The organism is uncultured Methanobrevibacter sp. (assembly GCF_947170395.1).
Lineage (GTDB): Archaea > Methanobacteriota > Methanobacteria > Methanobacteriales > Methanobacteriaceae > Methanocatella.
The window spans coordinates 47,071-71,480 of sequence record NZ_CAMVTE010000009.1 but is presented as its reverse complement, the minus strand read 5'-3'; the positions used below and the strand labels follow the sequence as shown (position 1 = coordinate 71,480).

Sequence of the window (24,410 nt, the reverse complement as noted above, 5' to 3'; positions counted from 1 at the left end):
TTAAATTTTTCTTGCTAAAACACAAATCCAATCATTTTCTTCATTTAGATAAGCTTTAAAATCCTTAAATCCTGTTTTTTCAAGAGATTCCTTGAGGACATCTTCCGAATAGATTTTCATATCCAAAAGTTCAACCAAATCATCGTATTTTTCCATTTCACCTTCTCTGTAAACTGCTTCATTACAGAAAAATACCAGACCGTCTTTTTTAAGGACTCTGTTTACCTCTTTTAAGTCATTGATAAAATCCGGCCAGAAATATATTGTTTCAAAGCCAGTTACAATATCAAAAGTTTCATCATAAAACGGCATGTCGGAAACAGATCCCTGCAGGACATTTACAATACCCTGATTTATAAATTCCTGGTTTAATTTAGTGGATTTTTCAACACTGACTTCAGAATAATCAATTCCAACAACACGACCGTTGTCGTTAATCAGTTCGGCAAACCGCTGAATGTTTCTTCCACCCCCACAACCGATATCTAGGATTTTACTGTCTTCTGCAATTTCAAAGTGACTTACTCCCCATTGAGCCATTGATTCATGAGATTTGTTCATTCTATCCAATATCTGATGGCCCAACTCACCAACAGGTTTTCTTGCATTTTTGATTAGCTCCTTATCTTCAATATTATGACCTGTGTTAACTTTATCATTATCACTCATATTATCACTTTTTCATTCCTTTTCTGGTTTTAATGGCCTGACCTGTCATGAACTCTTTTATCTCACATGCTCCTAATAGGGATTTGCCGTAAGCAAGCAATTTATCTACTTCACTGACAATTAAAACTTCATCCTTTGCACGGATATCATCATCACAATCCACTACAAATTTACAGAATACACTTTTTCCGTCAAGTGCAAATGGTTCTGAATCTTTATTTACAACAACCCTGTTTTGCGGATAAGGCATTTTATTGTGCAGTCTTTTTGCTCCTTCTTTTGACAATATCAGATAGGAATCAGATGCCCTCATATTGACAATCAATACTTTGCCGTCATATATATGTCTGATTTTTCCTGTTTTTTTACTCTTCTCAATGTTGATATTGCCTGCAAATAACGCTTCGCCTGCACCAACACCAAACTGATAATCCGCAATGGCCTTGATTTTTTTAATATCATCCCTTTTGTATCTGATTTCATCTGAAACAGAGCATTTATTGTAAAGACCCATTTCCAAATCTTTTACAATTCTTGAGTGAATCAGAACCTGATTATAATATTCGACAAATTCTGATATGAAATCTTCTAAAAATTCAATACTGTCAACATCTCTTGTTTTTGGAGCATCACTTTGGCTTAAGGGATACACTTCATCGATTTCCAATGGAATTAATCCGAATGGAATATCAAGCACCATGAAATCTGCATCATCCAAGTCCAATTCCTGCTCTGCGCCGTAAGTATAGAATTCCCCCAGTTTACCGGATACAAATTTTGAGTAAGGTTTTCTTGAAGGGGGAAGAATTATCAGATTGCTTTTTTTAGGCATTTTGCGTAGTTTTTGCGTATGTCTTAGGACTTCCGGCCTGCATAATGACTCTGAACCGGTGTAGAAAAATGCTGACTTTTTACTTCTCGGATCATATTTTTCCAAATCCTTTGAATAGTTTCCAAGATGCCTTACGGCTTCAAGAAGTGCCGGATGAGCACGGCATCTCTCTTCTACCAGTTCCATTAAATTACCGTCATAAATGGCTTGCCTGATTAATCTTAACTCAGCAAATGAAACATGCAGATTATGTTGGGCGATCAAATCCCTTCTCTTTTCTTTCGGCATTGCCCTTAAATCATCAGGAGTGTATTTGGTACATACTTCACATGAACATGGCATTTCCTGCAAATTTTCCAATTTAAAGGTTCCTCTTGTAGACAATAGCCTGTCATCTTCAGCATATAAAATATAAGCCGCTGAATCAAACAAATCGCAGCCCATTGCAACACAAAGAGCGAAAATCATAGGATGTCCGGCACCCATCAGATGGCGGGGAACAGTGTCAGGCAGCTCTTTCATTGAATTCATCACAACATCAACCAAATCCTTATAATGATAAGATTCCATTAATGGAACAACGGCTCCGATAGGATATAAATCAGCATCAAGCTTTGATAATTCACTGGCGCATTTCCTTCTCAAATCCATGAATGTTGAACCCTGAACTACAGAGTTTAAAAGCATTTCAATATTATGTTCTTTTTTATACTCAACCGCTTCTTTTGCTCTTTCAAGAGTAATTTCCAAATCGCTTTCAGCTTTTTCTCTATCCACAAAAGGTGCTGTTGGAATATCAAGACTTGTTCCTATGTCGGTCTTGATTAATTCCTGAAATTCAATAACTTCCTTGTTTGTAATTTCAACATCACCATAAACTGACAACTGAAAAGAACCAGAATCAGTCATTACAGGTCCGTCAAAGTGAATCAGTTCATGCAGTCCTTTCTCAATTGCCTCTTTTTTTAGCTCTTCATCTTTGTAAATTAGATAAGCATTGGTGATTACAATATCCGCACCGTATTTACCTACATCTATTGCCTGTTTACGCGGATGAATAACCGGCATTAATGCTGGAGTTTTAACATCCCCATGTTTTGTTTTTAAAACTCCAACACGCCCCATATTATCTTTAGCTTTAATTTCAAACATTTATTTAACCTACTCATTCATTTAGTGAACATTATTTTAATTCAAAAACAAGACAAAAATATTAAGTTCACACAAAAATCATATCCAAAAAGATAGTTTTGGAATTTCAAATATCTAAATAAACATTAAATTAGAAATTATATAAATTTTGCTCAACGGGAAATTAAAAAGTCATTTTGGTTTGTTAAAAAATTGGGATTATGTAGAATTGATTTAGAAAATTTTTTAAAAAGAAAAACTAAAAATTTAATTTAGATAAAATGAGTTATGAAAACGATGCCCGAATAATTAGTGATGATGTGTTTGATTTAATCAATCAATATTTCGATGAAGAAAGAAGTGGTCAAAATATTGAAAATAGAGTTAATTTTTTTGATACTTACAATGAATATTTTGTTTTAACAGATGATGGATCCTATTCTATTAATTCAAAAGAAATAAATCATAAAATTGAAACACTTCATACATCTACAGGTGCAATAAGTGAGTCATTTGAGAAATTTATCAAACCGATGAAATTTGACTATGACAGAGACATTGCAATTTTAGACATATGTGCCGGAATCGGATACAATACATCAGCAGCAGTTGCTGACTTTATGAAAAATAACTCCAAATCAAACTTAACCATAGATATGGTGGAAATATCCAAGGCCACACTTGCATGCGGTCTTTTGGTTCCTTCCCCAATCAAAGAGCATAACATAACCAAAAAGGCCATTGAAAATGAATTAATCAAGCAGAATTATGCGGCATTAAGTTTGGAAGATTGTGAAATTCCTGAAAATATTGACATCAACGTCTATATTGAAGACGCAAGACAGACCGTTCAGAGATTAGATGACAACAGTTATGATGCGATATTTCTAGATCCGTTTAGCCAGAATATGGCTCCTGAATTATTTTCCGTTGAATTTTTTAAAGAATTCAGACGAGTAATAAAAGATAACGGTATTGTTGCAACCTACACCTCTTCTGCGCCCGTTAGAGAGGCATTCCTTGAAGCTGATTTCTACATCGGCCTGGGTCCGATTTTTGGAAGAAAGCAAGGCGGGACACTTGCAAGCCCAAATCCGGAAATGCTGGAGACTTCACTTCCAAAAAACGATGAAATAAGAATAGCACTTTCTGATGTTGGAATTCCATTCAGAGACCCTGATTTGAATGACAATAGTGATGCAATTTTAGAGAGGCGAACAGAAGAAAGGCACAATGCACGCCACAACACCAAAATTTCATCGGCAGTCAAAACACCAATATTTTTAGCCTGTGAAATGGACGATGAAAAATTAAAAAGACGTGTCGAACGCAATCTCACAAAGATGAACATTCCTTCAACCACATCACCTGAGGCAAAATATATTGTGGAATGTGAAAATAATTACTGCGAAAAACAGGACAAAAACAACAATTCCAGAAATAGAGTTTTAGATATGAAAAAAAGATTAAAAAAAGTTAAATCAGGAAATTATGGTGAAACATAATCTCCATTTCTTAAATCATATGCATCGGATTTACTGCATGAGTGAGTAGGTGTAACTACAGTTAAATCTCCACCGGATCCACCATGGTTATGTCCGAATACAGACCAGTCACTGTCACATTTTGCACATACAATTATACCTTCAGCACTACTGCCTTCACCGTTTCCGGTTGCCGGGAAAGTACCCCAGTTAGCAGTTTCTGAGCCCGCAAAGAAAATGCCCCAATAAAGCTCATGGCTTCCACAATATGGACATGTCCTATTGAATTCTGTTGCATAGAATGTATAACCATATTTGCTTAGCTCCCCTGAAGCAGAAGCCCTACCGATAGCCAAAATGGTTTTCCCATCTTCGGAAACACCATATTTATTATAAGCAATTCCTGAATTTGATTCATAAACAGTAATTGTTTTAGTCAATGTGTAACCGGTAGACAAATCCTTGCAAGTTACTTTATGTTCACCCAGTTTATCCAGTTTGAAATTTAAAGTAGCGGCACCGTTTGCATTTGTTTTGACAGTATAAATTTTACCGTCAAGAGTCATTTCCATATTGGTATTTTTGGCAAGACTGCCGTCCTGGTTTAATAGTGTGGCAGTAAATACTGAATTGTGGTCTGCCTTGGCAACAGTATCCTTAGCATTTATGGAAGCTAGCTTAACGGTCACTTTAGTATTGATGCTTGATTTGGTATAAGGATCATAAGATTTAAAGGTATATGTACCCTTGTCCAATTTAAAATTGACACTTGCAACACCATTGGAATCTGTTTTTGCGACTTTTTTAACACCATTAATGTAAACGTGAACTTCCGCATTTTTAACAAGTTTGTCATTCTTATAAAGTTTGACTTTGAATGTGGAAGTCTTATCTGAAAACACAGACATTGAACTTGCAGTCATTGTTGGTGAAATCTTAACTGTATTGGCTATTTTTTCACCGGTTTGAGTGTTGACAGAATACATTGTGAATGTAGAAGGTTTTGAGATAATTGTAATGCTTGCAACACCTTTTGAATTGGTTTTTACATTAAAAGTTGTTCCGTGAGCTATAAATTTAATGTATTTATTGGACAATACCTTTCCATTTTTACCGTAAAATGTTGCAGTAAACACTTTAGAACTTAAATAATGCTTTGACACATCATTTGCAACTACAGACGGAGTGATTTTGACTTTCTTATATAATTTATATCCATTCGGATGGCAAACAACCATCGAATATTCTCCAACCTTAAAATCTACAGCAATAGTTGCAACACCTTTGGAATTTGTCTTTTTGGTGTATGTTTTTCCATTTAATATAAATTTTACATTCTTATTTTTTAACAACTTTCCGTTGCTGTCTAAAAATTTGGCAGAATACTGAGTAGTGCATTTATATGTTTTTGTCAAATCATTCGCCCTTAAGGAAGATGTTACTTTAATATTATCAGTACTGTTAACAATATTTCCATAAGATGCAGTCACCACATAGTTTCCCTGCCTTAAATTTAACGGAACGGAAACTTTACCATTACTGTCGGTTTTCTTGGTATAACTAACACCATTAATCTTTAAAGTAATGCCTGCATTTTTAACAGGTTTGCTGTTTTTAGTTAAAGTAACAGAATAATCATATCCACTGTAATAAGATTTAACATTACCACTATTCAATTCATACTTATCTTGAGAACTAGCGGTCAGATTATCATCATTTACAGATTGTAAAATATTGCCGCCCGAAGGAGGCTCTTCATCAATTTCTCCTGCAATCACATCATCGGTTGAATTTGTATCAGCTGCCGCAACCGCAGAGATTGATAACATGAATACAAGAGTAATTAAAAATAAACTCATTTTTTTATTAAACATACGTTAACCCCATTTAACATTTGTTCGTACATATTCTTATTTCACTTTTTGTATAAAAAGCTTTTGATTATAAAAAAAAGCACAAATAAGGTTAATTTAGTTGAAATAAACAACAATAATGTAAAAAATACATTAAAAAGATTAAAATAACTGAAAGTAATATCAAAAGACATTATATAATTAAAATTTGAATCTTGCAAACTAATAAAAGCTAAGTAACATCCCATTATTGCAGAATCATTAATTTAAGATAGGAAGGACGTTTAAAAGTTTAAAAAAAATAATATCCAAATATAGTGGAGTTACATGTTTAAAACCCAATGATTTGACTTTAAGTTGAATTTAAAGACCATAAAATAAAAAAAGAAAATAAGGTTAAAAAACCCTATTCCACAGTTACACATTTCGCTAAATTTTTAGGTTTGTCAGGGTCATGACCCTTTTCAAGAGTAATATAATATGCTATCAATTGCAAAGGAACAATGTAAACCAAAGGTGCAATAATTTCTTTTACCTCAGAGTTTATTCCTATGACAACATTGGCCTTACTCTTTAGGGATTCATCATCAACTGATCCTATAGCCAATACATTAGCGCCACGGGATTTAACCTCCTCCATATTGCTCATGGTTTTTCTATAATTGTCTCCAGGAGGGATTATTACAACCACAGGTATTCCTTCATCGATTAAAGCCAAAGGACCGTGCTTTAGCTCTCCGGCAGCATATCCTTCACCATGAATGTATGAGATTTCCTTAAGTTTCAGGGCACCTTCAAGTGCTGTAGGATAAGAATATCCCCTTCCCAAATAGAAAAAGTCACGTGCATAATTGTATCTGGTGGAAATGTCCTTAATGGCATCAACATCCTTTAAGGTCTCATCAATGAAATCCGGCACCTTGTCAAGCTCCTTAAGCAATTCCTGATTATTTGAAAGCAATGCCGCAAACAGATAAATTGAAGTCAGCTGAGCCACATAAGTTTTAGTTGCCGCAACTCCAATTTCAGGACCCGCCTGAGTCTGGATAACATAATGTGCCCTTCTGGTAATTGCTGAGCCTGCAACATTAACAATTCCCAAAGTTTTTGATGTCTGATTGGCAACATCCAATGCTTTTAGGGAATCTGCAGTTTCACCAGATTGGGAAATGAAAATAACTAAAGTCTTATCATTTAAAGTATTTGCCGAATATTTGAACTCAGATGCAAGAATGACATCAGTCGGAATGCCTGCAAGAGATTCAATCAGATATTTTCCGGTTAAAGATGCATGATAAGATGTTCCGCAGGCCACAAAGCAGATTCTTTGAATGTCTCCAATATCATCGATTATTTCCTGAATGTTTTCTGCCTGTGTTAAAGTATTTCTAACGGCTGTTGCCTGCTCATTGATTTCCTTTATCATGAAATGATCATAACCTTCCTTTTCAGCCATTTCAGGTGTCCAGTTTATGGTTTCAATTTCCTTGTTGACCACATTGTCAAACTCATCATGGACAACGACACCATCCTTATCAATTATGACAATTTCACCCTTTTCAGGATAGATTATGTCTTTTGCATATTTTAAAATGGCCGGAGAGTCAGAAGCAAGATAATATCCGTTTTCACCCAAACCGACAATCAAAGGAGAGTCTTTACGTGTTGCAACTATCTTGTTAGGTTCATTTACGCTAATTGCTGCAATTGCATATGCTCCTTCAATGATTTCAATGGTTTTTCTAACTGCATGTTCGAGATCAAATTTTTCATCCATGAACTTTTGAATGAGATGAGGAATTACTTCTGTATCGGTATCTGATTTAAATACATGACCTTCAAGAGTTAATTTTTCCTTAATTTCCAAATAATTTTCAATAATTCCATTGTGAACGACTGCAACAGTATTTTCTTCATCAACATGAGGATGAGCATTCAATTTAGATGGATCCCCATGTGTTGCCCACCTTACATGAGCAATCCCGAAGTTACCTGACATATCAGTAAGATTTAAGCTTTTGTCGACTTCCTCAATTTTTCCCTTATCTTTTTTGATGTGAATTTTACCTTCTGAAAATGTTGCAAGACCAATTGAATCGTAACCTCTGTATTCCAGTTTGGATATACAATCAAAGAGGATTGGTGCTACATCTTCATCATTTTTTAATATACAACCTACAATTCCGCACATCTAATCACCCTGATACTCGTAAATATCCCTATACATGTTTACAACATCTCCAATAATCAATATAGCCGGAGTGTTGATTTTTTTCTCGGAAATATCACCCAAGGTTCCGAAAACAAGATTTTCATTAGGAAGTGTTCCGCTTTCAATAGCACAAACAGGAGTATCCGCTGAGCGATATTTCATAATCTCAGAAGTATTCTCCTTGATATTTCCAATACCCATTAAAATAACTAATGTATCAGCAGTATAATCCCAATGAACCTGACTTTCAGCTTTAGTTGGGTCTTCATGACCAGTTACGATAGTTAGGGAAGTCGCAACTGCCCTATGAGTTACAGGCAGTCCCAGTGAAGTTGGTGCTCCAATAGCAGAAGTTACACCTGGAATAACTTCAAATTTGATATCATGTTCCATCAAAGCCAAAATCTCTTCTCCACCACGACCAAAGACAAAAGGATCACCACCTTTAAGTCTGACTACATTTTCATAAGCTTTTGCCTGCTCAATAATTAATTCGTTGATTTCATCCTGTGTCTTATAATGTTCACCTGCTTTTTTACCAACATAAATCCTTTCTGCAGAATCAGGAGCATGTGCCAATATTTCTTCATTAGCAAGATAATCATATAAAACAACATCAGCTTTGTTTAAAGCTTTAACGGCTTTAAGAGTTATTAAATCAGCATCTCCAGGTCCTGCACCAATCAAATAAACTACCATTTAAATCACTATAAAAATCCTTTAAAAAAGTTTAAACCATCATCTGAACCAAATAATTCCTCGCATGCCCTTTCTGGGTGAGGCATCATTGCACAGACAAGGCCTGACTCATCACATACGCTTGTGATTGCTTCCATGGATCCATTAGGGTTTTTGCCTTCAAACTGCAATACTATCTGGTCCTGATCTTTTATTAAATCAATATCTTCAGTGTAAAATCTTCCTTCAGCGTGTGCAATCGGAAGCTTGATTGTCTGATTATTCTTGAATGCTTTTGTAAATGGAGTTCTGTTGGTTGCAACTTTCAGGTCAACCCATTCACAGTTGAATTTTGGATATTCATTTGTTATGAAAATTCCAGGAACAAGTCCGATTTCTCCTAAAATCTGCGCACCGTTACAGATTCCCAAAACCGGTTTTTCCTCTTTTACCAAAGCTTTGATTCCATCGATTACCGGAGTAATGGAAGCCATTGCTCCTGCTCTTAGGTAGTCCCCATATGAAAATCCCCCAGGAATAACAATGCCGTCATAGTCTGTGAGGTTTTCTTCACTCCACCAGATGTATTCAGGAGTGAGGCCAGCTAACTCAATAGCCTGTGCAACATCCCTGTCACAATTGGTTCCCGGAAATCTAATTACACCAATTTTCATATAAATCCCTCTACTTACCACAAGCCATATTTTGTGGAATAACATTGATTTTATAATTATGAATTACAGGATTGCAGAGTAATCTTTCACACATGTCAACTACACTTTCCCTGATTGCTTCCCTGTCTTCGCCTTCCATCTGGAATTTGATGATTTCAACTGTTTTAACGTTTTTAACTTCATAGCCCAATAAGTCAAGAGACCTTTCAACTTGGGTAGCTTCAGGGTTTAACATACCGTCTTTAAGAGAAATTTTCACTTCAATATCAAATAACATCTAATCACCTAAAAATCAAATTTTTCATCGTCCGGAATAATTCTGTTATATACTTCTATATAAGCAGCCATAACTTCATCATCTTTACCTTTTCTAAATAATTCCTTATCCAACATTTCTAATGTTTCACTATCCCATAGTCTGCATCCGTCAGGAGATATTTCATCACCTAAAAGAATGTTTCCATCTTTATCCTTACCGAATTCAACTTTAAAGTCAACCAGTATAATTCCAGCATCAGCAAAAAATTTGGTTAAAACTTCATTGATTTTCAATGCCTTTTCGGTTAAGATATCGATTTCTTCCTGTGTTGCAATACCTAATGCTTTAATTAAAGAATCATTAAGCATAGGGTCGTGATATTCATCATCCTTAAAATCCATTTGTACAATCGGAGGATTGAGTCTTGTTCCATCAGCTATCGGATATTTTCTAACTAAACTGCCTGTGGCAATGTTTCTTACAATCACTTCAATCGGAATCATTTCAAGTTTTTTTGCAAGCATGACATTAGGCTCAGGCAAGTCGATGAATTGGGTTTCAACACCGTTTTCCTCTAAAACCTTGAAAATTTTAGTAGAAATTATGGCATTATACGCTCCTTTTTTATTCATTACTTCCTTTCTTGCACCGTCACCGGCAGTCATGTCATCCCTAAACTCGATGATGACTTCGTCTTCGTTGTCTGTAGTGAATACACTTTTTACTTTTCCACCATTAATTAACTCTTTTTTGTCCATGATATCAACAAAATTATTAAATTATTATATTATAATTTTTAGTTAAAATATTATATAATACTATTTAATGAGTATTTAAAAAAAGAAAAATAAAATTATCTTTTACGATTTATTATACTCATTGAAGAGACAATCATCAAAGATAATAAAATTGCTAAAATTGGATTTCCGGTTGCTTTAGAATCAGTGATTGCTTTGACACTACTCGGCTGACTTTGAATAACAGTTGCATTTGAAATGTCCGGTGAATCACCAATTGGAATGTCAGGATATGTTTCATGAACAACATAAATGATAACTTCCAAGTCACATGAATCATAATATTCGTTACCCATATAACCGAATGTTGCTTTTGTCATTCCCTCCTGGATTAAAACACTTTCAAAGACAGCGCTTCCATTTTTAACTTCACTAGTGTATAGCACCTCACCAATAACTAATGTAGCAGTCCCATTCATTACAGGATTGTCATTTTCATCTAAAACCTCAATGGGAACATAGATTGAATCGCCATCCTCACCAATGATCGAATCCGCCACAATTTTTGTTTTAACATACTGGTCTGTAACATCCCCATTATCCTGAAGGACATCATCATCAGAGGATGTTAAAACTGTTGAATTATCAGCAGCTGAAACTGATGAAATAGAAATGACTATTAAAAAAATAGACAATACAAAAATCAATTTTTTATTCATAATTATATATTATAATTCATTGGTATATGCAACTTGCCCTTTTTTGCGGCCAAACTTCATGCCATTCAATTTACCATTCGGAAGAACTGACATGATAACAACAGGATAATCCTCATCCGGCTTTAAAAACATCTGATGTGTAACATTCTGGCGAGTTGTAATTGCTATTTTATAATTATTTTCATTTTTAGTGAGGTCCCCGTCAAGGAAGACCTCATTGAATGTTTGTTCAAGCAAATACTCCGGAAATTCATCATCAATTCCAAAATGATCCAATAATTCTTCAAGTATCATTTTAATCATTCCAGAGTTGGCAGATTTGCCTGATCTGATTTGTATGAAGAACCTATCAATTCACCGGAATCAACATCATATTGTCTGAATCCACCGTCCTTGTAGGTTACTTCACGATAATATCCTTCACCGTTTTGCTCATTGAATTTGACAATTTCACTTACAATGTCTCCATCGCCTGAGCTTGAAGAATCAGAACTTTCAGAAGATGCGACATTACTTACTTTATTATTTATTTTTTCTATATTCGAATCGATATTTTCCATATTAACACCTAATTCATCCATGAAAGAATATGTTACAGCACCGCCAACAACCAGCAATGCTACAAAAATCCCTAAAAGGATTACAATAAAGCTTTTCATATTCTCACCCCTATAAAGCTTTCAGTTACAATATGACCCAAGCCATTAAAATACTTTTCTATCAATTTATATATCAAAAAAAATAATATTAAATCATGGATATGAAAAATGCCACAATACTTCTTATATTTTTATTATGTATTTTAGGTTTGATTGTAGGGGTTTACTATAGTGAATCCACAGAACCTACAATGAAAACTTATGATACCAAAGAAGTAATTCATGAAGATTCAAACGGAACAATCACCATCAATCTAGAAAAAAAAGAAAATAATGAAAGTAATTTAGATAAGTTTTTTACCTAAACCCTTTCTTCGGCTTTATCCCAATCCTTGTTTTTGGCCGGAAGCAAAGTAAATACTAATGCTGCCCCTAAAAGAAGTATTGCTGAGACTATTGTAAAGTTCAACTGGCCAATAGTACTGTTGTTGATAACATCAATCATACCTCCAATCCAAACAACTGAAATAACAATTGGAAGAACATATTTTACAACAACAATCCACCATTTACCGAGTTTTATGGTTTTTGTTCTTGCATTTAAAAAATCAATTAATTTTTCAGCTTTAAATACCCATGCAAATACAATACACTCAACTATAACTCCAAATAGAAGTGCAATTTGGTTGATGAACGTATCCACATAACCTAAAAGGGATCCTCCAAAGGATGTTGCATAAATCATTGAAATTAATGCCCCAACAATAATCAATATTGTCATTGTCCTTGACCTTGTAAGACCAAACTTGTTTTGGATTGAAAAGGATAAAGGCTCGATTGTAGACAATATGCTTGTAAGACCTGCCAGATAAACTTTCAGGAAAAATAGAGGCCCTAAAATAACCGCCCATTGACCTAACACATTAAATACTGTAGGATATGCTATAAATACCAGTCCGGTTCCCTGAGTTACAAGGTCTGCCACTGCAGTGCCTGACTGAAATGACATATAGCCTAAAATTGAAAACACGCCCAAAGCAGCAAAGTTTTCAAACAGTGAATTAGCAAGTGCTATTGAAATAGTGTTTGTAATCAAATCCGCATCGTCTTTGGTGTAGCTTGCATATGTAAACGCAATTGACATTCCCAAACTTAAAGAGAAAACAATTTGTCCAAACGCAGCCATCCAGATGTTAAAGTTAAATAAAAGCGACCAGTCCGGATTGAATAATTCCGCCAGTCCAATTGATGCACCCGGTAAAGTCAGAGAAAATCCGACAATAACAACCATTATAATAAATAATGCCGGCACCAAAACCTTTGAAACCTTACCTAGACCTGCTTCCAAGTCCCTGTGAGATATAAACCAAATAATTACCCAACCGACAAGCATTGCAACAGCAATAAGTGGAATGAAATTAAATAATCCTAAATAAGAGTCAGAAGATTGCAGGAGAGTTGTTGTAAAGAAAGTATTGGGATCTGCTCCCCAACCCTTAAAGACACTTAAAATCATATAAATTCCATCCCAGCCCAAAATAGCCGAATAATAGATCATAATCATAAATACCGCAACAGGCAACAGCCAGCCCAAATATTCAAATTTGGAGTTGATTTTTGTAATTGCCTTTGCAAAAGAAGATTTAAAATTATATCCAACACCGTACTCCAAAATCAAAAACGGCATTCCCATCAAAAGAATAGCCACAATGTAAGGAATGTAGAAAGCTCCTCCCCCATTAGAGTACAGTACATAAGGATATCTCCAAATGTTTCCAAGTCCAACTGCAGAACCAATCATTGCCAAAATAAATGAAAGGTTACTGCCCCATTCATTTTTATCTGCCATAATTTCCCATTTTCCTATTAATATTATGTCTTGTATTTTTGTCAATTGAGTAATAAATAGGTTTAGATTAATTGAAAAAAAATGTTTAAAAATAAATGAATAATAAAAATTAGCTAATCAAATGATAATGAATTTTTACAGTGCGTAAGGTCCGAAATCCAAGTTTTCAGTTATATGATTATACCTGTCTTCTTTTGGAGGCAATTGCATATAATCACCATAAAGACTTTTTAAAATTTCATCATAATTTCCAGGCACATTAACTTCAATATCCTCAAATGTTGCTCTTTTAACCTCTTTAAATTTCTTTTTATTAAAAATCTGAGGGTATTCTTCAGCTGTGGCTGAAATATCAAAAACACATTCTGCATTTTCATCCCGATATTTACTTAAAAAATTCAAGCATCTTTTATTAATCCATTTAGGTTTAATCCCCAATAAATTTAAAATATGATAACCTGAATGTGTTATTAATTTAGTTAAGAAAGGCAAATCATCTAATTTAATTTTTGACATTATCAAAAGTTTATTGTATAAAAAGGCCTTTTTAAGCTGATAATTTCTTTTAAAATTACTGTTGCTTAAATCATCTAAAACAAAAATATCTATATTAACACCAATATTGAAATCAACTTGATTTACCCAGTCTTCTTCAAAAAGAGTATCTTTAAGCATTAATTTTGAAAGAAGATGAAAATACTCTTCTTCAGTTTCAATGGACAATAATTTTAACTTATCAGGATGATTGGAAATGAAAACTTGTTTAAATTTTTCAAAATCATCTCTAAACATTATTACATCCAAATCATCATCCCAAGGAATGAATCCGTTATGCCTGATAGTTCCTAAAAGAGTACCGGCATACATATAATAAGTTAAATTATTCTCTTCACAAATCTTAATGAATTCCTTTAAAATCATTAATTCAAGACTCTGCAAATGTTTTAAGATTTTTTCATCATATTCGGTATATTTCAAGTTATCACTTAATTACTCTTTTAAAAAATTCATGAAATTCTCTTTATTTTCCAAGGCTGTTGTTGTTGGCCTTCCTAAATCATCACGAGCGCCAATTGATGACAATACTTCAATAAAGCAAAATTTATCCATTGATTTGACTTTTTCAAGTTCCACGTCCAAATCATCAAAATTATCAACTGATACTGCATACTCATAACCACAGGATTTTGCAATTTCAACCAAATCCATACTGACAGCAACAGTAGGCATTCCCCCCACAGTTTCATGAGCACCATTATTAATCACAACATGAACCAAATTTCCAGGTTTGAAATTACCCGCAACAGCCATGGACCCCATATGCATCAAAACAGAACCGTCACCATCAATACACCAAACCTTTTCATCAGGCTTGTTGATAGCAACCCCTAATGCAATTGACGAAGTATGACCCATAGACCCAACGGTTAAAAAATCATATTTATGAGACTGATTATTTCTCTCCCTAATTTCAAATAACTCACGGCTGGCCTTACCGGTAGTGGAAACAATAGGATCCTCACCAGTTACATCAACAATATGTTCAATGATTTCTTCTCGAACCAAATCATTATCGTTACTGTATTTCACTTTAACATCATATGTTAATGCTCCTTTTTCAACAACAAAAGCAACATTCTTACCAGATTCTAAGATTTCTCGGAATTTAACCATTATTTCTTCAAGCTCGCCCACAGTAGTATCTTTACTTATTACAAAATTCTTAATATCCATTAAATCAAGTAATTTGCAGGTTATTTCGCCCTGATAGATATGTTGAGGTTCATCATGAACACCTGGCTGGCCACGCCAACCGATAACAAAAATACAAGGAATAGCATAAACCTGATCATTAAGTAAAGAAGCAACAGGATTAATAATATTGCCCTCACCACTATTTTGCATATAAACAACAGGAACTTTACCAGTAGCCAAATGATAACCTGCAGCTAATGCCGCGCAATTACCTTCATTTGCAGCAATAATATGATGTTTTCTATCAATGCCATAAGTATTCATCAAATAATTACATAACGCTTTCAATTGTGAATCTGGAACTCCAGTGTAAAAATCTGAATCCAAAACGTTTACAAAATCTTCTACATTCATAATATACTATCTCTTATTTATTTGTTTAATTGCGGATTGATAATTTCTTCAATCAGGAAATTGGCGGTTTTTTCAATGTCTTCATATGCGACAGTTTTTGGAAGATCTGCGCCGAACACATCTTTCACTTTTTTGATTAAATCGTCAGTGTAATATAAAGTGCCGTCAATAATATCTTCAACACCGTCCAATGCAATGGATTCTCTGTCTGCACGATTCATTTCTTCAAAACTGAATACTGACTCGTCAATCCAAGCAGAAATTTCATCATCTTTATAACCGATGATTACTGGGTATCCTCCGATATTGCCGAATACTCCTGGTGAGAATATTTGTTGGTTTTCACCGGTTCTGATTGCGTCAAGAATAGCTTTGATAATCCTGTAATTACTGGATGCGTTCATCATGTTTCTTTTTTGGTCGACAGGCATACTGATGGAACATTCGCTGAAAATCTCATCGGCAGGAATGTCCTGTTCTTCACCATTGTAATAAACTTTCAATGGTAATGTGACACCTTCGGTTTGGCCTTCTTTACTTATTACGACATCATGGAAATGTCCTGCAGCAAAATTAAATCCAACATTCCAGAAATCGTCTACGCCTAATTTATTTGCTACTGCAAATTTCATTCTTGGAATCAGGTGATTTAGGTTTCCGCTTCCAAAGTCTGGATAAGCTTTTCCTGCACTTTTAAGCCAAGGAATAACCGCATCGGAATATGAAGTGTTAATTACAACCGCATCAGTATCTGCCTTGTCGCATGCCCCCATTATATTTTTTGTGAATTTAATTGATAATGGTGTCCAGATACCGTATGCTCTTATATTGTGCCAGGAGATACTGCCGTATTTTATTCCTGCATATGCTCTGCTTGAGTTTACAATAAAATCAGGACTATGTTTAGCAATTGCTTTTTCGATTGAATCAATGTCTTCTAAATCAACTCCGCCTTCAACAATGATTTGTGACTTATTTACTTCACGTATAAGGCCTGCAACACGGACAATATTAACATCGGACTGCATCTTATCTGCATTTCTTCCCACAACAACTATTTTAACTGCAGGATCATTCATGCTAACAAGATAATCCAGTAAATATGTTCCGACACTTCCTAAACCTATAATCATTATTGTAATTTCATCATCTTTAACGTGTTTTTCAACTATTTTTAATCTTTCATCTAAAGTTTTCATTATATTTCACTCCAGTATTTCTTTATAAATTCATAATCTTTACGTGTATTGCAGTTTACCCAGTGGCTAAAACCAATCACTTCAATTGAGTTATTGTCTATTAAATCAAAATATTTTTGGATTATTCCTAGATTGGTGTCTTCTATTAAGTTTTCCTTGAAGTTATCGTTTGCCTTTTTAAGCAAATCGATATCTTGGAATTTCCAAACCTGACCTGAATTAAAAATAGCCTTAAAAGGTTCATCTAAAGCTAACATTCCGTGGTCACTGTTAAATAAATAATGATAGTCGTCTTTTTCATTTTGATATAGCACTACTGCCTTGTTTGAATAAATCGGTTCATGATTATATGTTAAAACATTCGCTTTAGAATTGACAACGTTTGAGAATGATTCGCTGTCAATGTCCAAGTCGCCTTCAACGAATAATATTTCATTTATGTCATTAAAATTATCCAATGCTTCTTTAATGCCCATGTATAAGCTATAACCCGAACTTAAATCATGATAATGAGGATTATCAACAGTAATTATTTTTTCCTGCAAGTTCTGTGGAATTTGTTTGTTGATGTAGGCTTTTAAATCCTGGAATTTATATCCTCCAACAATAATGATGCTGTCGGCATATTCCAATTTTTCAAGCATTTGATAAATTAATGTGTCCTGTGGTTTTTCATTATAATACAGGCATTTGAGTATTTTTTCATCTTCCGGAATGTTCTTGTTGAATCTGGAAGAAATTCCAGCCACTGTGATAATTGCGATTTTCAATTAAAACCCTCTAATTTTTAGTATAATTTTCAACACATTCATCCAATCCTTTATCCAAATCAACAATTGGCTCCCAATTAGTTTTAGTTCTTAATTTTTCAGTGGATAATAATCTTCTTTCAGGATCAGATTCTCTGTAACCTTCAAATTTAATGACAGGTTCATCGATACCCATTTTTTCAGCAATCAGTTTAGTTAAATCGATGATTGATATTTCTTCATCTGTTGCGACGTTGTAAATTGTACCGTCTAATGCTGAATCTGTTTTTGCCAATGCTAATACTGCACTGCAGCTGTCACAATTGTTTAAAAATGTTCTGCAGTTCTTTTTGGAGTTTTCAAGTAATGTTACTTCCCCAGTATTTTTGAAACTGTCGATTATGTGAGGTATGATGTGTTTTGGGTATTTTTCATCCTTACTGTAAACATTAGCAAAACGAATGGAACAGCCTTTGATTTTACCGTTGTCAACTGCATCTTTCATGAAAAACTCAGTCAATAGTTTTCCTGTTGCATAACTGGTTCTTTGGCTGTGCTCCGCATCTGCCATGGTAATGTAATCTGATTCTTTTACTCCTCCGTCTTCGTTCCAGGAGTTCATGGAATAAATTTCAGAAGTAGAGCAGTTAATGTATTTATCAGCACCCACACGGATGGCCTGGGCTAAAAAGTCATTCATACCAACCACATTGGTTTCGTAGGTTTCATAAACATTATAGAAATGTTCTGTGTGAACAACAGCCGCACAATTAATGTAGATTACCTCATCAAATTCACTTTTAGATCTTACAACCAAAGTTTCAATTTCACCCATCTGTTCTGAGTTATTTAAATCATACTCAAAAAAAGTAAAACCGGGATTATCCAAACAATCTGCAACAGTATCAATTGAAGAAGCATAAAAGTTATCAAAACCGATAATTTCAACTTCATCATCACTTTGATTAATGAGCTGTCTTACTAACTCATTACCAGTCATTCCAGTAACACCGCTAATTACATACAAAACTTTCATAATTATTTACCCCATTTTCTAAATTCCATTTTCTAATCTTTTCATGTAAAATTCATCAACACTGCCATTATACAAAGCCATGGCTTTTTCTTTAGGATATTTCACTGCTTTTAAAGACACACTCATTGATTCTGTGTCTAAAATTGCATATTGAGCATAAGGATTCTGATTTCTAGGTTGTCCAACAGAGCCCGGATTAATAAATAAAACAGCTTTTTTATTTCTCATTTCAGGATTGTCCACCTCATAAAACTTTTGAAAAACGTGAGGATAATGAGAATGGCCTGATAAAACAATGTCAAATTCAGAATAATCTCCATTTAAATTATCCGGAAAAATAGCTTTCCAATAACAATCACTCAAAGAACCGTGAACTGCCAAAATCCGTTTTCCATCCAAATCAAATTGATATTTACCTTCTTGAGTTAATTTATTCAAATAATTTTTAGAATCTTCATTTAACTGTGAAGCTGTAAATTTTGCGCAATCTATTCCTCTTTGACTTGAAAAATGATTAAAATCTTTTGTAAGAATAGCTTTTTCATGATTGCCCCAAATACTGCAAATAATTTTATCTGATAAATTATTTTCAATAAACTCAATTACTTCATTGGATTGCATCCCATAATCTATCAAATCCCCTAAAAGAATAACTGATTCGATATTCTGATTATTTAAATCATTGATTACTTCTTTTAGAGCAAATAGGTTTCCATGAATATCTGATAATATAGCATATTTTGACATGTGACTCTCTATAATTCATCTATTAATGTGATAATATCTTTAATAGACAATAATTCTTCATCAATTTCATGTGCTCTATGATATTTTAAAATACTTTTCGCCGCATTTTGCATTGCAGGAAATGCTGCTCTCAACAACTGATTAGCATAAATAACAATATTAACACCATGTTCAACAAGTTCATCTTCTGTAATGGTATTATATGATGAAGGAACAACAATTATTGGAGTTTCTTTATCCTTTGCTCTGAATTTATCGCAGAACTCCAATATTTCATCAGGTTCTTTGCGTCTGCTGTGAATCATTATTCCATCAGCACCTGCATCTCTGAATGCAAATGCTCTAGTTAATGCATCTTCCATTCCCTGTTCAAGAATAAGACTTTCTATTCTAGCTATAATCATAAAATCGTCTGATAGCTGTGCATTTTTACCAGCTCTTATTTTTTCACAGAAATGTTCGATATCATCTTGGGTTTGTTCCACTTCAGTTCCAAACAACGAATTTTTCTTTAAACCCACTTTATCTTCGATTATAATTGCTGATACTCCCATACGTTCAAGAGATCTTACTGTGTAGACAAAGTGCTCTGCAATTCCACCAGTGTCCCCATCAAAAATAATAGGTTTTGTTGTAACTTCCATGATGTCAGTGATAGTTCTGAATCTGGAGGTCATATCCACCAGTTCAATGTCAGGTTTTCCCTTTTCTGTACTATCGCATAAACTAGAAATCCACATAGCTTCAAACTGGTCAATGTATTCATCCTCAGCAATAACAGTTTTTTCTGCAATTAAACCTGTTAAACCGCTATGAACTTCAATTGTCTTTACAATAGGAACCATATCTAATAATTGCCTTAATCTGGCCCTTCTAAGTTCGGGCATTGCTAATTTTTCTCTCATTTGCCGGTCAATTTTTTGAACATGAGGATTGAATGTATATGGAACTTCAATTAACTCCCCACCATATTCCTCTAAAACTTTTAGAATATTTTTCCTAATAACTTTCATTGAGTCTTCAGACCAATTATCCCCATGAATAACATAATTTGGACGTAATTCTTTTACAATATCATTATACATAACTTGATTTTGGATGACAACTTCTTTAATATCTGGAATTGATTTGACTAATTCAACACGTTCTTCTGTTGATTTTAATGGAAATTTATTGTATTTAACCATTTCAGAATCGCAGAGGACGCCAATAATAACTTCACCATACTTTTTAGCCTCATTAATTAAATTTAAGTGCCCATCATGGATTACATCAGTACAAAAACAAGTATAAACAATAGGTTTATCAGATTTCATAGTCATTACCTTTTATTATATAATATATTATTTATAAAAAAAGAAATATTTAAAAATTTCCAACACATAAATAAAATATAAGATTTAATTAAATTTTTAAAAATGGTAATTTGATGGGGAATTATGTTTAAATCAAAAAGATATGATGATGAAACACTAAAGCATTTACAAAAAGTCCAATTAATGATGTTAAAAGATTTTATAAAAATTTGTGAAAAAAATAATATAACTTACTTTGCAATTGGAGGAACATTACTTGGAGCAATACGACATCAAGGATTTATCCCATGGGATGACGATATTGATGTAATAATGTTTAGAGAAGACTTTGAGAAGTTAAATAGTATTATGAGCAATAACCCTAATGATAAATACCATCTAATCAATGTTCTAAATGAAGAAACCTATCATTATACATGGGGAAGATTTAATCTAAAAAATACTATTCTCAATGAATGGTGGGCTAAACAAGTAGACTATACTGTGAATATTTTTTTAGACATCTTTATTATGGACAACATCCCAAATAATAAATTAAAAAGATTTATTCATAGATGGAGTTCATTTACTCTTAATCAAATGGTTCAATACTCATTGGTTAAGTTTAAAAATGAATCTAAAATTAAAGAAATTATTCAGCAAAGCGCATATTATTTTTTAAAATTGATTCCCATTTCCCCAATGACAATCAAGAAAAGATGTATAAAAACATACAGAAAATATGAAAATATTAATTGTAACGAAGTTTGTGATTTTCCAAGCCTTATGCACATGCCAATTTATAATAAAAAAGATTTTTTACCTTTAAAAAAATGTAAATTTGAAAATATTGAAATAAATGTTCCCAACAATTATGATAAAATATTAACTAGACTTTATGGAAATTATATGGAATTACCACCAAAGAATAAAAGATTTAGACCCGCTCCGGAAAAATTAGATTTTGGAAAATATTAAAATATTTAATTTAACTCAATAAAACTTATATACTTAAATATATTATTCAATTATAATATTATTATAAAAATGATTTAAAATTTTAATGAAGTGATGTAATGAATTATGGTGTAATTTTAGCCGGGGGATCTGGAAGTCGAATGAAACAACTTGATATTCCAAAACAATATCATGAAATAAATGGAAAACCCATAATAATTTACACCTTAAAAACATTTATTGAGATTGAATGCTTTGATTATATTTATATTGCAGTTAATGAGAAATTTAGTGATTTAGTTAATTCCATGCTGGAAAAACATATTAGCGAAAACGATATTTCTAAAATTACCCTAGTTAATGGTGGAGCTGAAAGAATTGATTCCATTCATAATGTTATAAAATCCATTAAAGTACGTGAGATAAATGATGATGACATCATTGTTATTCATGATGCAGTTAGACCATTTGTAACTGAAAAGATAATTCTAGATAACATTGAAGGAGCAAAAAAATATGGGGCAACAGTAACTTCCGTTCCAGTAAATGATACAATATTATTATCAGAAAAAGGAGATTATGTTGATAGAATTCCAATTAGAAAGACATTATTCAATGGCCAATCTCCTGATAGCTTTAATCTAAAAACATTCATAGAACTAGAAAGCAGATTAACTAACTCCCAAAAAGATATTATTACCGGGACCTCTCAAGTTTGTACATTGAATAATTATCCGATAAAAATGATTGAAGGAAATACAAATAATTTTAAAATTACAACTGATGCAGATTTAGAACTTGCAGAACATATAATCTTAAAAAAAGAAGTTGGTGACTTATGAAAACTATTGAAGAAATTCCAAAATTGATGAATGTGTTAAACTTATATGGAATTGGTGATTTAAGATTCGAAAAAAAAGAAACTTATAAACTAACAAAAGACAATGTTTTAGTCAAAATAAAATACTGCGGAATTTGTTCTAGTGATATTGAAAGAGTTTTTATAAATGGAACATATAACTTTCCTACAATCCCTGGCCATGAAATGTCCGGCCAAATTGTAGCTGTTAATGATGAAGATGAAGAGTTATTGGGTAAAAAAACATCAATTTTTCCATTAATGCCCTGTTTTAAATGCGATGCATGCCAAAAACAAGAATTTGCACAATGTGCTACTTACAATTACTTTGGATCCAGATGTGATGGAGGATATTCTGAATATTTACTTGTCCCTAAATGGAATTTAGTTTTATTTAATGATAAGTTGGATTATAAAATTGCTGCTCTTTGTGAGCCGGGAGCCGTTGCAATTCACTCTGTTAATATTGGAAATATTCAAGAAGATGAGAATATAGCGATTAGTGGAACTGGAACTATTGGTATGATGATAGCATTAATAGTTAAAAGTAGAAATGCTAATGTTACTGTAATAGGGAGAAGCGATGAAAGTTTAGAATTTTCAAAGAAATTAGGATTTAATATATTATTAACATCTGAACTGAAAAATAAAACTTTTGATAAAGTATTCGAAGTTGTTGGAAATAATGAATCAATCAATCAAACTATTGATTTGACAGATAATTTTGGGACTGTTATCTTGGTTGGGAATCCCAAAGATGATGTTTTACTTGATAAACAAATTTATTGGAAAATATTGAGAAAACAACTTATCTTAAAAGGAATCTGGAACTCAAGCTATAGTTCAAAAGTTAATGATTGGAAAGAAATATTGAATCTAATGACTGAAGGAGACATTCCCTTTGAATCATTGATAAGTAAAGAATTTTCAATGCAGGATTATAATAAAGCTTTTGATTATCTAAGAAATTCAAACGAAAAAAAATTAAAGGTTATGTTTAAAAATGAATAAGAAAAAAGGAAAACTCTCAGCATCAATGATGTGTGCGGGATTAGATAAATTATTTTACTTTTTAACCGAATTTAAAGAAGTGAATTTGGAATATTTGCATATTGATATAATGGATGGACAATTCGTTCCAAATTTTGCTCTTGGAACAGATTATGTTAAAAGTCTGAGAAGAATAACAGATATTCCATTTGATTACCATTTTTTGGTAAATAATCCTTTAGAAAAAATGACTTGGTTTGATATAAGAGAAGGAGATCAAGTCTCATTCCATTTTGAGAACAATGATACAATTCAAGGGTGTATTGATTACTTAACAAGATTAGGTGCCAGAAAATTTATTGCAATTAACCCTGAGACAAATTTTCATTGTTTAGATGAATATTTTCCCCAATTAGATGGTATTTTAGTTATGCACACCTCTCCGGGCTTTGCGGGTAAAAAATTAATACCTGAAACAATAAATAAAGTTGAAGAGTTGAGAACATACTTAGATGAACTTAATTTAGATTTGGATATTGAATCTGATGGAAATGTTTCTATCGAACATGCTTCAATATTATATAATAAAGGAGCAACAATATTCGTATCTGGAACATCTAGTTTATTTATGAACTCTGAAAAATCAATTAAAGAAATTATCAAAACTAAAAGGAATGTTATTGGATGGGACTAATTTAAAATTAAAATAGTTATGAGAAAACTATATAAAATTTAAATAAAAATAATAGAATTAATAATTCTATCAATTAAAG

Annotated in this window: 25 protein-coding genes; 6 read left to right on the top strand and 19 right to left on the bottom strand. The window is 33.0% G+C overall.

The annotated features are described in order from the left end of the window. The gene (locus Q0W04_RS03950; protein ID WP_298500655.1) at positions 1-669 is read right to left on the bottom strand and encodes a class I SAM-dependent methyltransferase; all 669 of its coding nucleotides are present in this window, start codon (positions 667-669) and stop codon (positions 1-3) included. 4 nt (positions 670-673) lie between these two features. Beyond that, entirely contained in the window at positions 674-2,653 is a 1,980-nt protein-coding gene (gene tgtA / locus Q0W04_RS03945) for a tRNA guanosine(15) transglycosylase TgtA (RefSeq protein WP_298500653.1), read from the bottom strand. A gap of 260 nt (positions 2,654-2,913) precedes the next feature. On the opposite strand from tgtA, the gene Q0W04_RS03940 reads away from it, so the two are divergent. Next, on the top strand, positions 2,914-4,137 hold the full coding sequence (locus Q0W04_RS03940; protein ID WP_298500651.1) for an MnmC family methyltransferase: 1,224 nt from the start codon (positions 2,914-2,916) through the stop codon (positions 4,135-4,137). Here the strand turns inward: Q0W04_RS03940 and Q0W04_RS03935 are convergent. From Q0W04_RS03935 to Q0W04_RS03895, 9 genes are all read right to left on the bottom strand, one after another. Beyond that, entirely contained in the window at positions 4,122-5,990 is a 1,869-nt protein-coding gene (locus tag Q0W04_RS03935; RefSeq protein WP_298500649.1) for a hypothetical protein, read from the bottom strand. The two genes, Q0W04_RS03940 and Q0W04_RS03935, sit on opposite strands and share 16 nt — an antisense overlap. Before the next feature lie 385 nt (positions 5,991-6,375). Beyond that, entirely contained in the window at positions 6,376-8,160 is a 1,785-nt protein-coding gene (gene glmS / locus Q0W04_RS03930; protein WP_298500647.1) for a glutamine--fructose-6-phosphate transaminase (isomerizing), read from the bottom strand. Beyond that, the gene (cobA, locus tag Q0W04_RS03925; RefSeq protein WP_298500645.1) at positions 8,161-8,880 is read right to left on the bottom strand and encodes a uroporphyrinogen-III C-methyltransferase; all 720 of its coding nucleotides are present in this window, start codon (positions 8,878-8,880) and stop codon (positions 8,161-8,163) included. Positions 8,881-8,888: 8 nt separating this feature from the next. Next, complete coding sequence (gene purQ, locus Q0W04_RS03920) at positions 8,889-9,533, bottom strand: phosphoribosylformylglycinamidine synthase subunit PurQ (protein ID WP_292808302.1); 645 nt, start codon at positions 9,531-9,533, stop codon at positions 8,889-8,891. Between the two features lie 10 nt (positions 9,534-9,543). Further along, positions 9,544-9,810: a phosphoribosylformylglycinamidine synthase subunit PurS gene (gene purS / locus Q0W04_RS03915; protein ID WP_298500643.1), complete on the bottom strand. Its 267-nt coding sequence runs from the start codon at positions 9,808-9,810 to the stop codon at positions 9,544-9,546. 8 nt (positions 9,811-9,818) lie between these two features. Beyond that, positions 9,819-10,550, bottom strand: a complete 732-nt coding sequence (gene purC, locus Q0W04_RS03910) for a phosphoribosylaminoimidazolesuccinocarboxamide synthase (protein WP_298500642.1) — start codon at positions 10,548-10,550, stop codon at positions 9,819-9,821. A gap of 95 nt (positions 10,551-10,645) precedes the next feature. After that, entirely contained in the window at positions 10,646-11,248 is a 603-nt protein-coding gene (locus Q0W04_RS03905) for a hypothetical protein (protein ID WP_298500641.1), read from the bottom strand. A gap of 9 nt (positions 11,249-11,257) precedes the next feature. Continuing rightward, the gene (locus tag Q0W04_RS03900; RefSeq protein ID WP_298500640.1) at positions 11,258-11,542 is read right to left on the bottom strand and encodes a hypothetical protein; all 285 of its coding nucleotides are present in this window, start codon (positions 11,540-11,542) and stop codon (positions 11,258-11,260) included. Positions 11,543-11,547: 5 nt separating this feature from the next. Further along, positions 11,548-11,907, bottom strand: coding sequence for a flagellar protein, FliL (locus Q0W04_RS03895; RefSeq protein ID WP_298500639.1), 360 nt, complete (start codon positions 11,905-11,907; stop codon positions 11,548-11,550). A 95-nt stretch (positions 11,908-12,002) separates the two neighbouring features. On the opposite strand from Q0W04_RS03895, the gene Q0W04_RS03890 reads away from it, so the two are divergent. Beyond that, positions 12,003-12,212 carry a hypothetical protein gene (locus Q0W04_RS03890; protein ID WP_298500637.1) on the top strand — a complete coding sequence of 70 codons (210 nt, stop codon included), beginning with the start codon at positions 12,003-12,005 and terminating at the stop codon, positions 12,210-12,212. Here the strand turns inward: Q0W04_RS03890 and Q0W04_RS03885 are convergent. From Q0W04_RS03885 to aepX, 8 genes are all read right to left on the bottom strand, one after another. Continuing rightward, positions 12,209-13,696: a sodium-dependent transporter gene (locus Q0W04_RS03885; RefSeq protein ID WP_298500635.1), complete on the bottom strand. Its 1,488-nt coding sequence runs from the start codon at positions 13,694-13,696 to the stop codon at positions 12,209-12,211. The genes Q0W04_RS03890 and Q0W04_RS03885 overlap by 4 nt on opposite strands. Before the next feature lie 135 nt (positions 13,697-13,831). Further along, positions 13,832-14,674 carry a phosphorylcholine transferase LicD gene (locus Q0W04_RS03880; protein WP_298500633.1) on the bottom strand — a complete coding sequence of 281 codons (843 nt, stop codon included), beginning with the start codon at positions 14,672-14,674 and terminating at the stop codon, positions 13,832-13,834. 12 nt (positions 14,675-14,686) lie between these two features. Beyond that, positions 14,687-15,805 (bottom strand): phosphonopyruvate decarboxylase, encoded by a 1,119-nt coding sequence (gene aepY / locus Q0W04_RS03875; RefSeq protein WP_298500631.1) that lies wholly within the window; start codon positions 15,803-15,805, stop codon positions 14,687-14,689. Positions 15,806-15,822: 17 nt separating this feature from the next. Beyond that, positions 15,823-17,004 (bottom strand): saccharopine dehydrogenase NADP-binding domain-containing protein, encoded by a 1,182-nt coding sequence (locus tag Q0W04_RS03870; RefSeq protein WP_298500629.1) that lies wholly within the window; start codon positions 17,002-17,004, stop codon positions 15,823-15,825. Continuing rightward, positions 17,004-17,774, bottom strand: a complete 771-nt coding sequence (locus Q0W04_RS03865) for a DUF6564 domain-containing protein (RefSeq protein WP_298500627.1) — start codon at positions 17,772-17,774, stop codon at positions 17,004-17,006. Before Q0W04_RS03865 ends, Q0W04_RS03870 begins: the two co-directional genes overlap by 1 nt. A 10-nt stretch (positions 17,775-17,784) precedes the next feature. After that, positions 17,785-18,789, bottom strand: coding sequence for an NAD(P)-dependent oxidoreductase (locus tag Q0W04_RS03860; protein WP_298500626.1), 1,005 nt, complete (start codon positions 18,787-18,789; stop codon positions 17,785-17,787). A gap of 18 nt (positions 18,790-18,807) precedes the next feature. Continuing rightward, positions 18,808-19,536 (bottom strand): metallophosphoesterase, encoded by a 729-nt coding sequence (locus tag Q0W04_RS03855; protein WP_298500625.1) that lies wholly within the window; start codon positions 19,534-19,536, stop codon positions 18,808-18,810. Between the two features lie 8 nt (positions 19,537-19,544). Beyond that, positions 19,545-20,852 (bottom strand): phosphoenolpyruvate mutase, encoded by a 1,308-nt coding sequence (gene aepX / locus Q0W04_RS03850; RefSeq protein WP_298500624.1) that lies wholly within the window; start codon positions 20,850-20,852, stop codon positions 19,545-19,547. Between the two features lie 123 nt (positions 20,853-20,975). Here aepX and Q0W04_RS03845 point away from each other — a divergent pair, with 123 nt between their 5' ends. The 4 genes from Q0W04_RS03845 (at position 20,976) to Q0W04_RS03830 (ending at position 24,331) form a co-directional block, all read left to right on the top strand. Continuing rightward, on the top strand, positions 20,976-21,809 hold the full coding sequence (locus Q0W04_RS03845; protein ID WP_298500623.1) for a phosphorylcholine transferase LicD: 834 nt from the start codon (positions 20,976-20,978) through the stop codon (positions 21,807-21,809). Between the two features lie 98 nt (positions 21,810-21,907). Then, complete coding sequence (locus Q0W04_RS03840) at positions 21,908-22,630, top strand: 2-C-methyl-D-erythritol 4-phosphate cytidylyltransferase (protein ID WP_298500622.1); 723 nt, start codon at positions 21,908-21,910, stop codon at positions 22,628-22,630. Further along, positions 22,627-23,658 carry a galactitol-1-phosphate 5-dehydrogenase gene (locus tag Q0W04_RS03835; RefSeq protein WP_298500621.1) on the top strand — a complete coding sequence of 344 codons (1,032 nt, stop codon included), beginning with the start codon at positions 22,627-22,629 and terminating at the stop codon, positions 23,656-23,658. Before Q0W04_RS03840 ends, Q0W04_RS03835 begins: the two co-directional genes overlap by 4 nt. Continuing rightward, on the top strand, positions 23,651-24,331 hold the full coding sequence (locus Q0W04_RS03830; protein WP_298500620.1) for a ribulose-phosphate 3-epimerase: 681 nt from the start codon (positions 23,651-23,653) through the stop codon (positions 24,329-24,331). The genes Q0W04_RS03835 and Q0W04_RS03830 overlap by 8 nt, the downstream gene beginning before the upstream one ends. Positions 24,332-24,410: the final 79 nt, after the last annotated feature.

Coding starts and splice junctions, on each gene's coding strand:
- Q0W04_RS03950 (WP_298500655.1), bottom strand. CDS start 669: ATGAGTGATAATGATAAAGTTAACACAGGTCATAATATTGAAGATAAG.
- tgtA (WP_298500653.1), bottom strand. CDS start 2,653: ATGTTTGAAATTAAAGCTAAAGATAATATGGGGCGTGTTGGAGTTTTA.
- Q0W04_RS03940 (WP_298500651.1), top strand. CDS start 2,914: ATGAGTTATGAAAACGATGCCCGAATAATTAGTGATGATGTGTTTGAT.
- Q0W04_RS03935 (WP_298500649.1), bottom strand. CDS start 5,990: ATGTTTAATAAAAAAATGAGTTTATTTTTAATTACTCTTGTATTCATG.
- glmS (WP_298500647.1), bottom strand. CDS start 8,160: ATGTGCGGAATTGTAGGTTGTATATTAAAAAATGATGAAGATGTAGCA.
- cobA (WP_298500645.1), bottom strand. CDS start 8,880: ATGGTAGTTTATTTGATTGGTGCAGGACCTGGAGATGCTGATTTAATA.
- purQ (WP_292808302.1), bottom strand. CDS start 9,533: ATGAAAATTGGTGTAATTAGATTTCCGGGAACCAATTGTGACAGGGAT.
- purS (WP_298500643.1), bottom strand. CDS start 9,810: ATGTTATTTGATATTGAAGTGAAAATTTCTCTTAAAGACGGTATGTTA.
- purC (WP_298500642.1), bottom strand. CDS start 10,550: ATGGACAAAAAAGAGTTAATTAATGGTGGAAAAGTAAAAAGTGTATTC.
- Q0W04_RS03905 (WP_298500641.1), bottom strand. CDS start 11,248: ATGAATAAAAAATTGATTTTTGTATTGTCTATTTTTTTAATAGTCATT.
- Q0W04_RS03900 (WP_298500640.1), bottom strand. CDS start 11,542: ATGATACTTGAAGAATTATTGGATCATTTTGGAATTGATGATGAATTT.
- Q0W04_RS03895 (WP_298500639.1), bottom strand. CDS start 11,907: ATGAAAAGCTTTATTGTAATCCTTTTAGGGATTTTTGTAGCATTGCTG.
- Q0W04_RS03890 (WP_298500637.1), top strand. CDS start 12,003: ATGGATATGAAAAATGCCACAATACTTCTTATATTTTTATTATGTATT.
- Q0W04_RS03885 (WP_298500635.1), bottom strand. CDS start 13,696: ATGGCAGATAAAAATGAATGGGGCAGTAACCTTTCATTTATTTTGGCA.
- aepY (WP_298500631.1), bottom strand. CDS start 15,805: ATGAATGTAGAAGATTTTGTAAACGTTTTGGATTCAGATTTTTACACT.
- Q0W04_RS03870 (WP_298500629.1), bottom strand. CDS start 17,004: ATGAAAACTTTAGATGAAAGATTAAAAATAGTTGAAAAACACGTTAAA.
- Q0W04_RS03860 (WP_298500626.1), bottom strand. CDS start 18,789: ATGAAAGTTTTGTATGTAATTAGCGGTGTTACTGGAATGACTGGTAAT.
- Q0W04_RS03855 (WP_298500625.1), bottom strand. CDS start 19,536: ATGTCAAAATATGCTATATTATCAGATATTCATGGAAACCTATTTGCT.
- aepX (WP_298500624.1), bottom strand. CDS start 20,852: ATGAAATCTGATAAACCTATTGTTTATACTTGTTTTTGTACTGATGTA.
- Q0W04_RS03845 (WP_298500623.1), top strand. CDS start 20,976: ATGTTTAAATCAAAAAGATATGATGATGAAACACTAAAGCATTTACAA.
- Q0W04_RS03840 (WP_298500622.1), top strand. CDS start 21,908: ATGAATTATGGTGTAATTTTAGCCGGGGGATCTGGAAGTCGAATGAAA.
- Q0W04_RS03835 (WP_298500621.1), top strand. CDS start 22,627: ATGAAAACTATTGAAGAAATTCCAAAATTGATGAATGTGTTAAACTTA.
- Q0W04_RS03830 (WP_298500620.1), top strand. CDS start 23,651: ATGAATAAGAAAAAAGGAAAACTCTCAGCATCAATGATGTGTGCGGGA.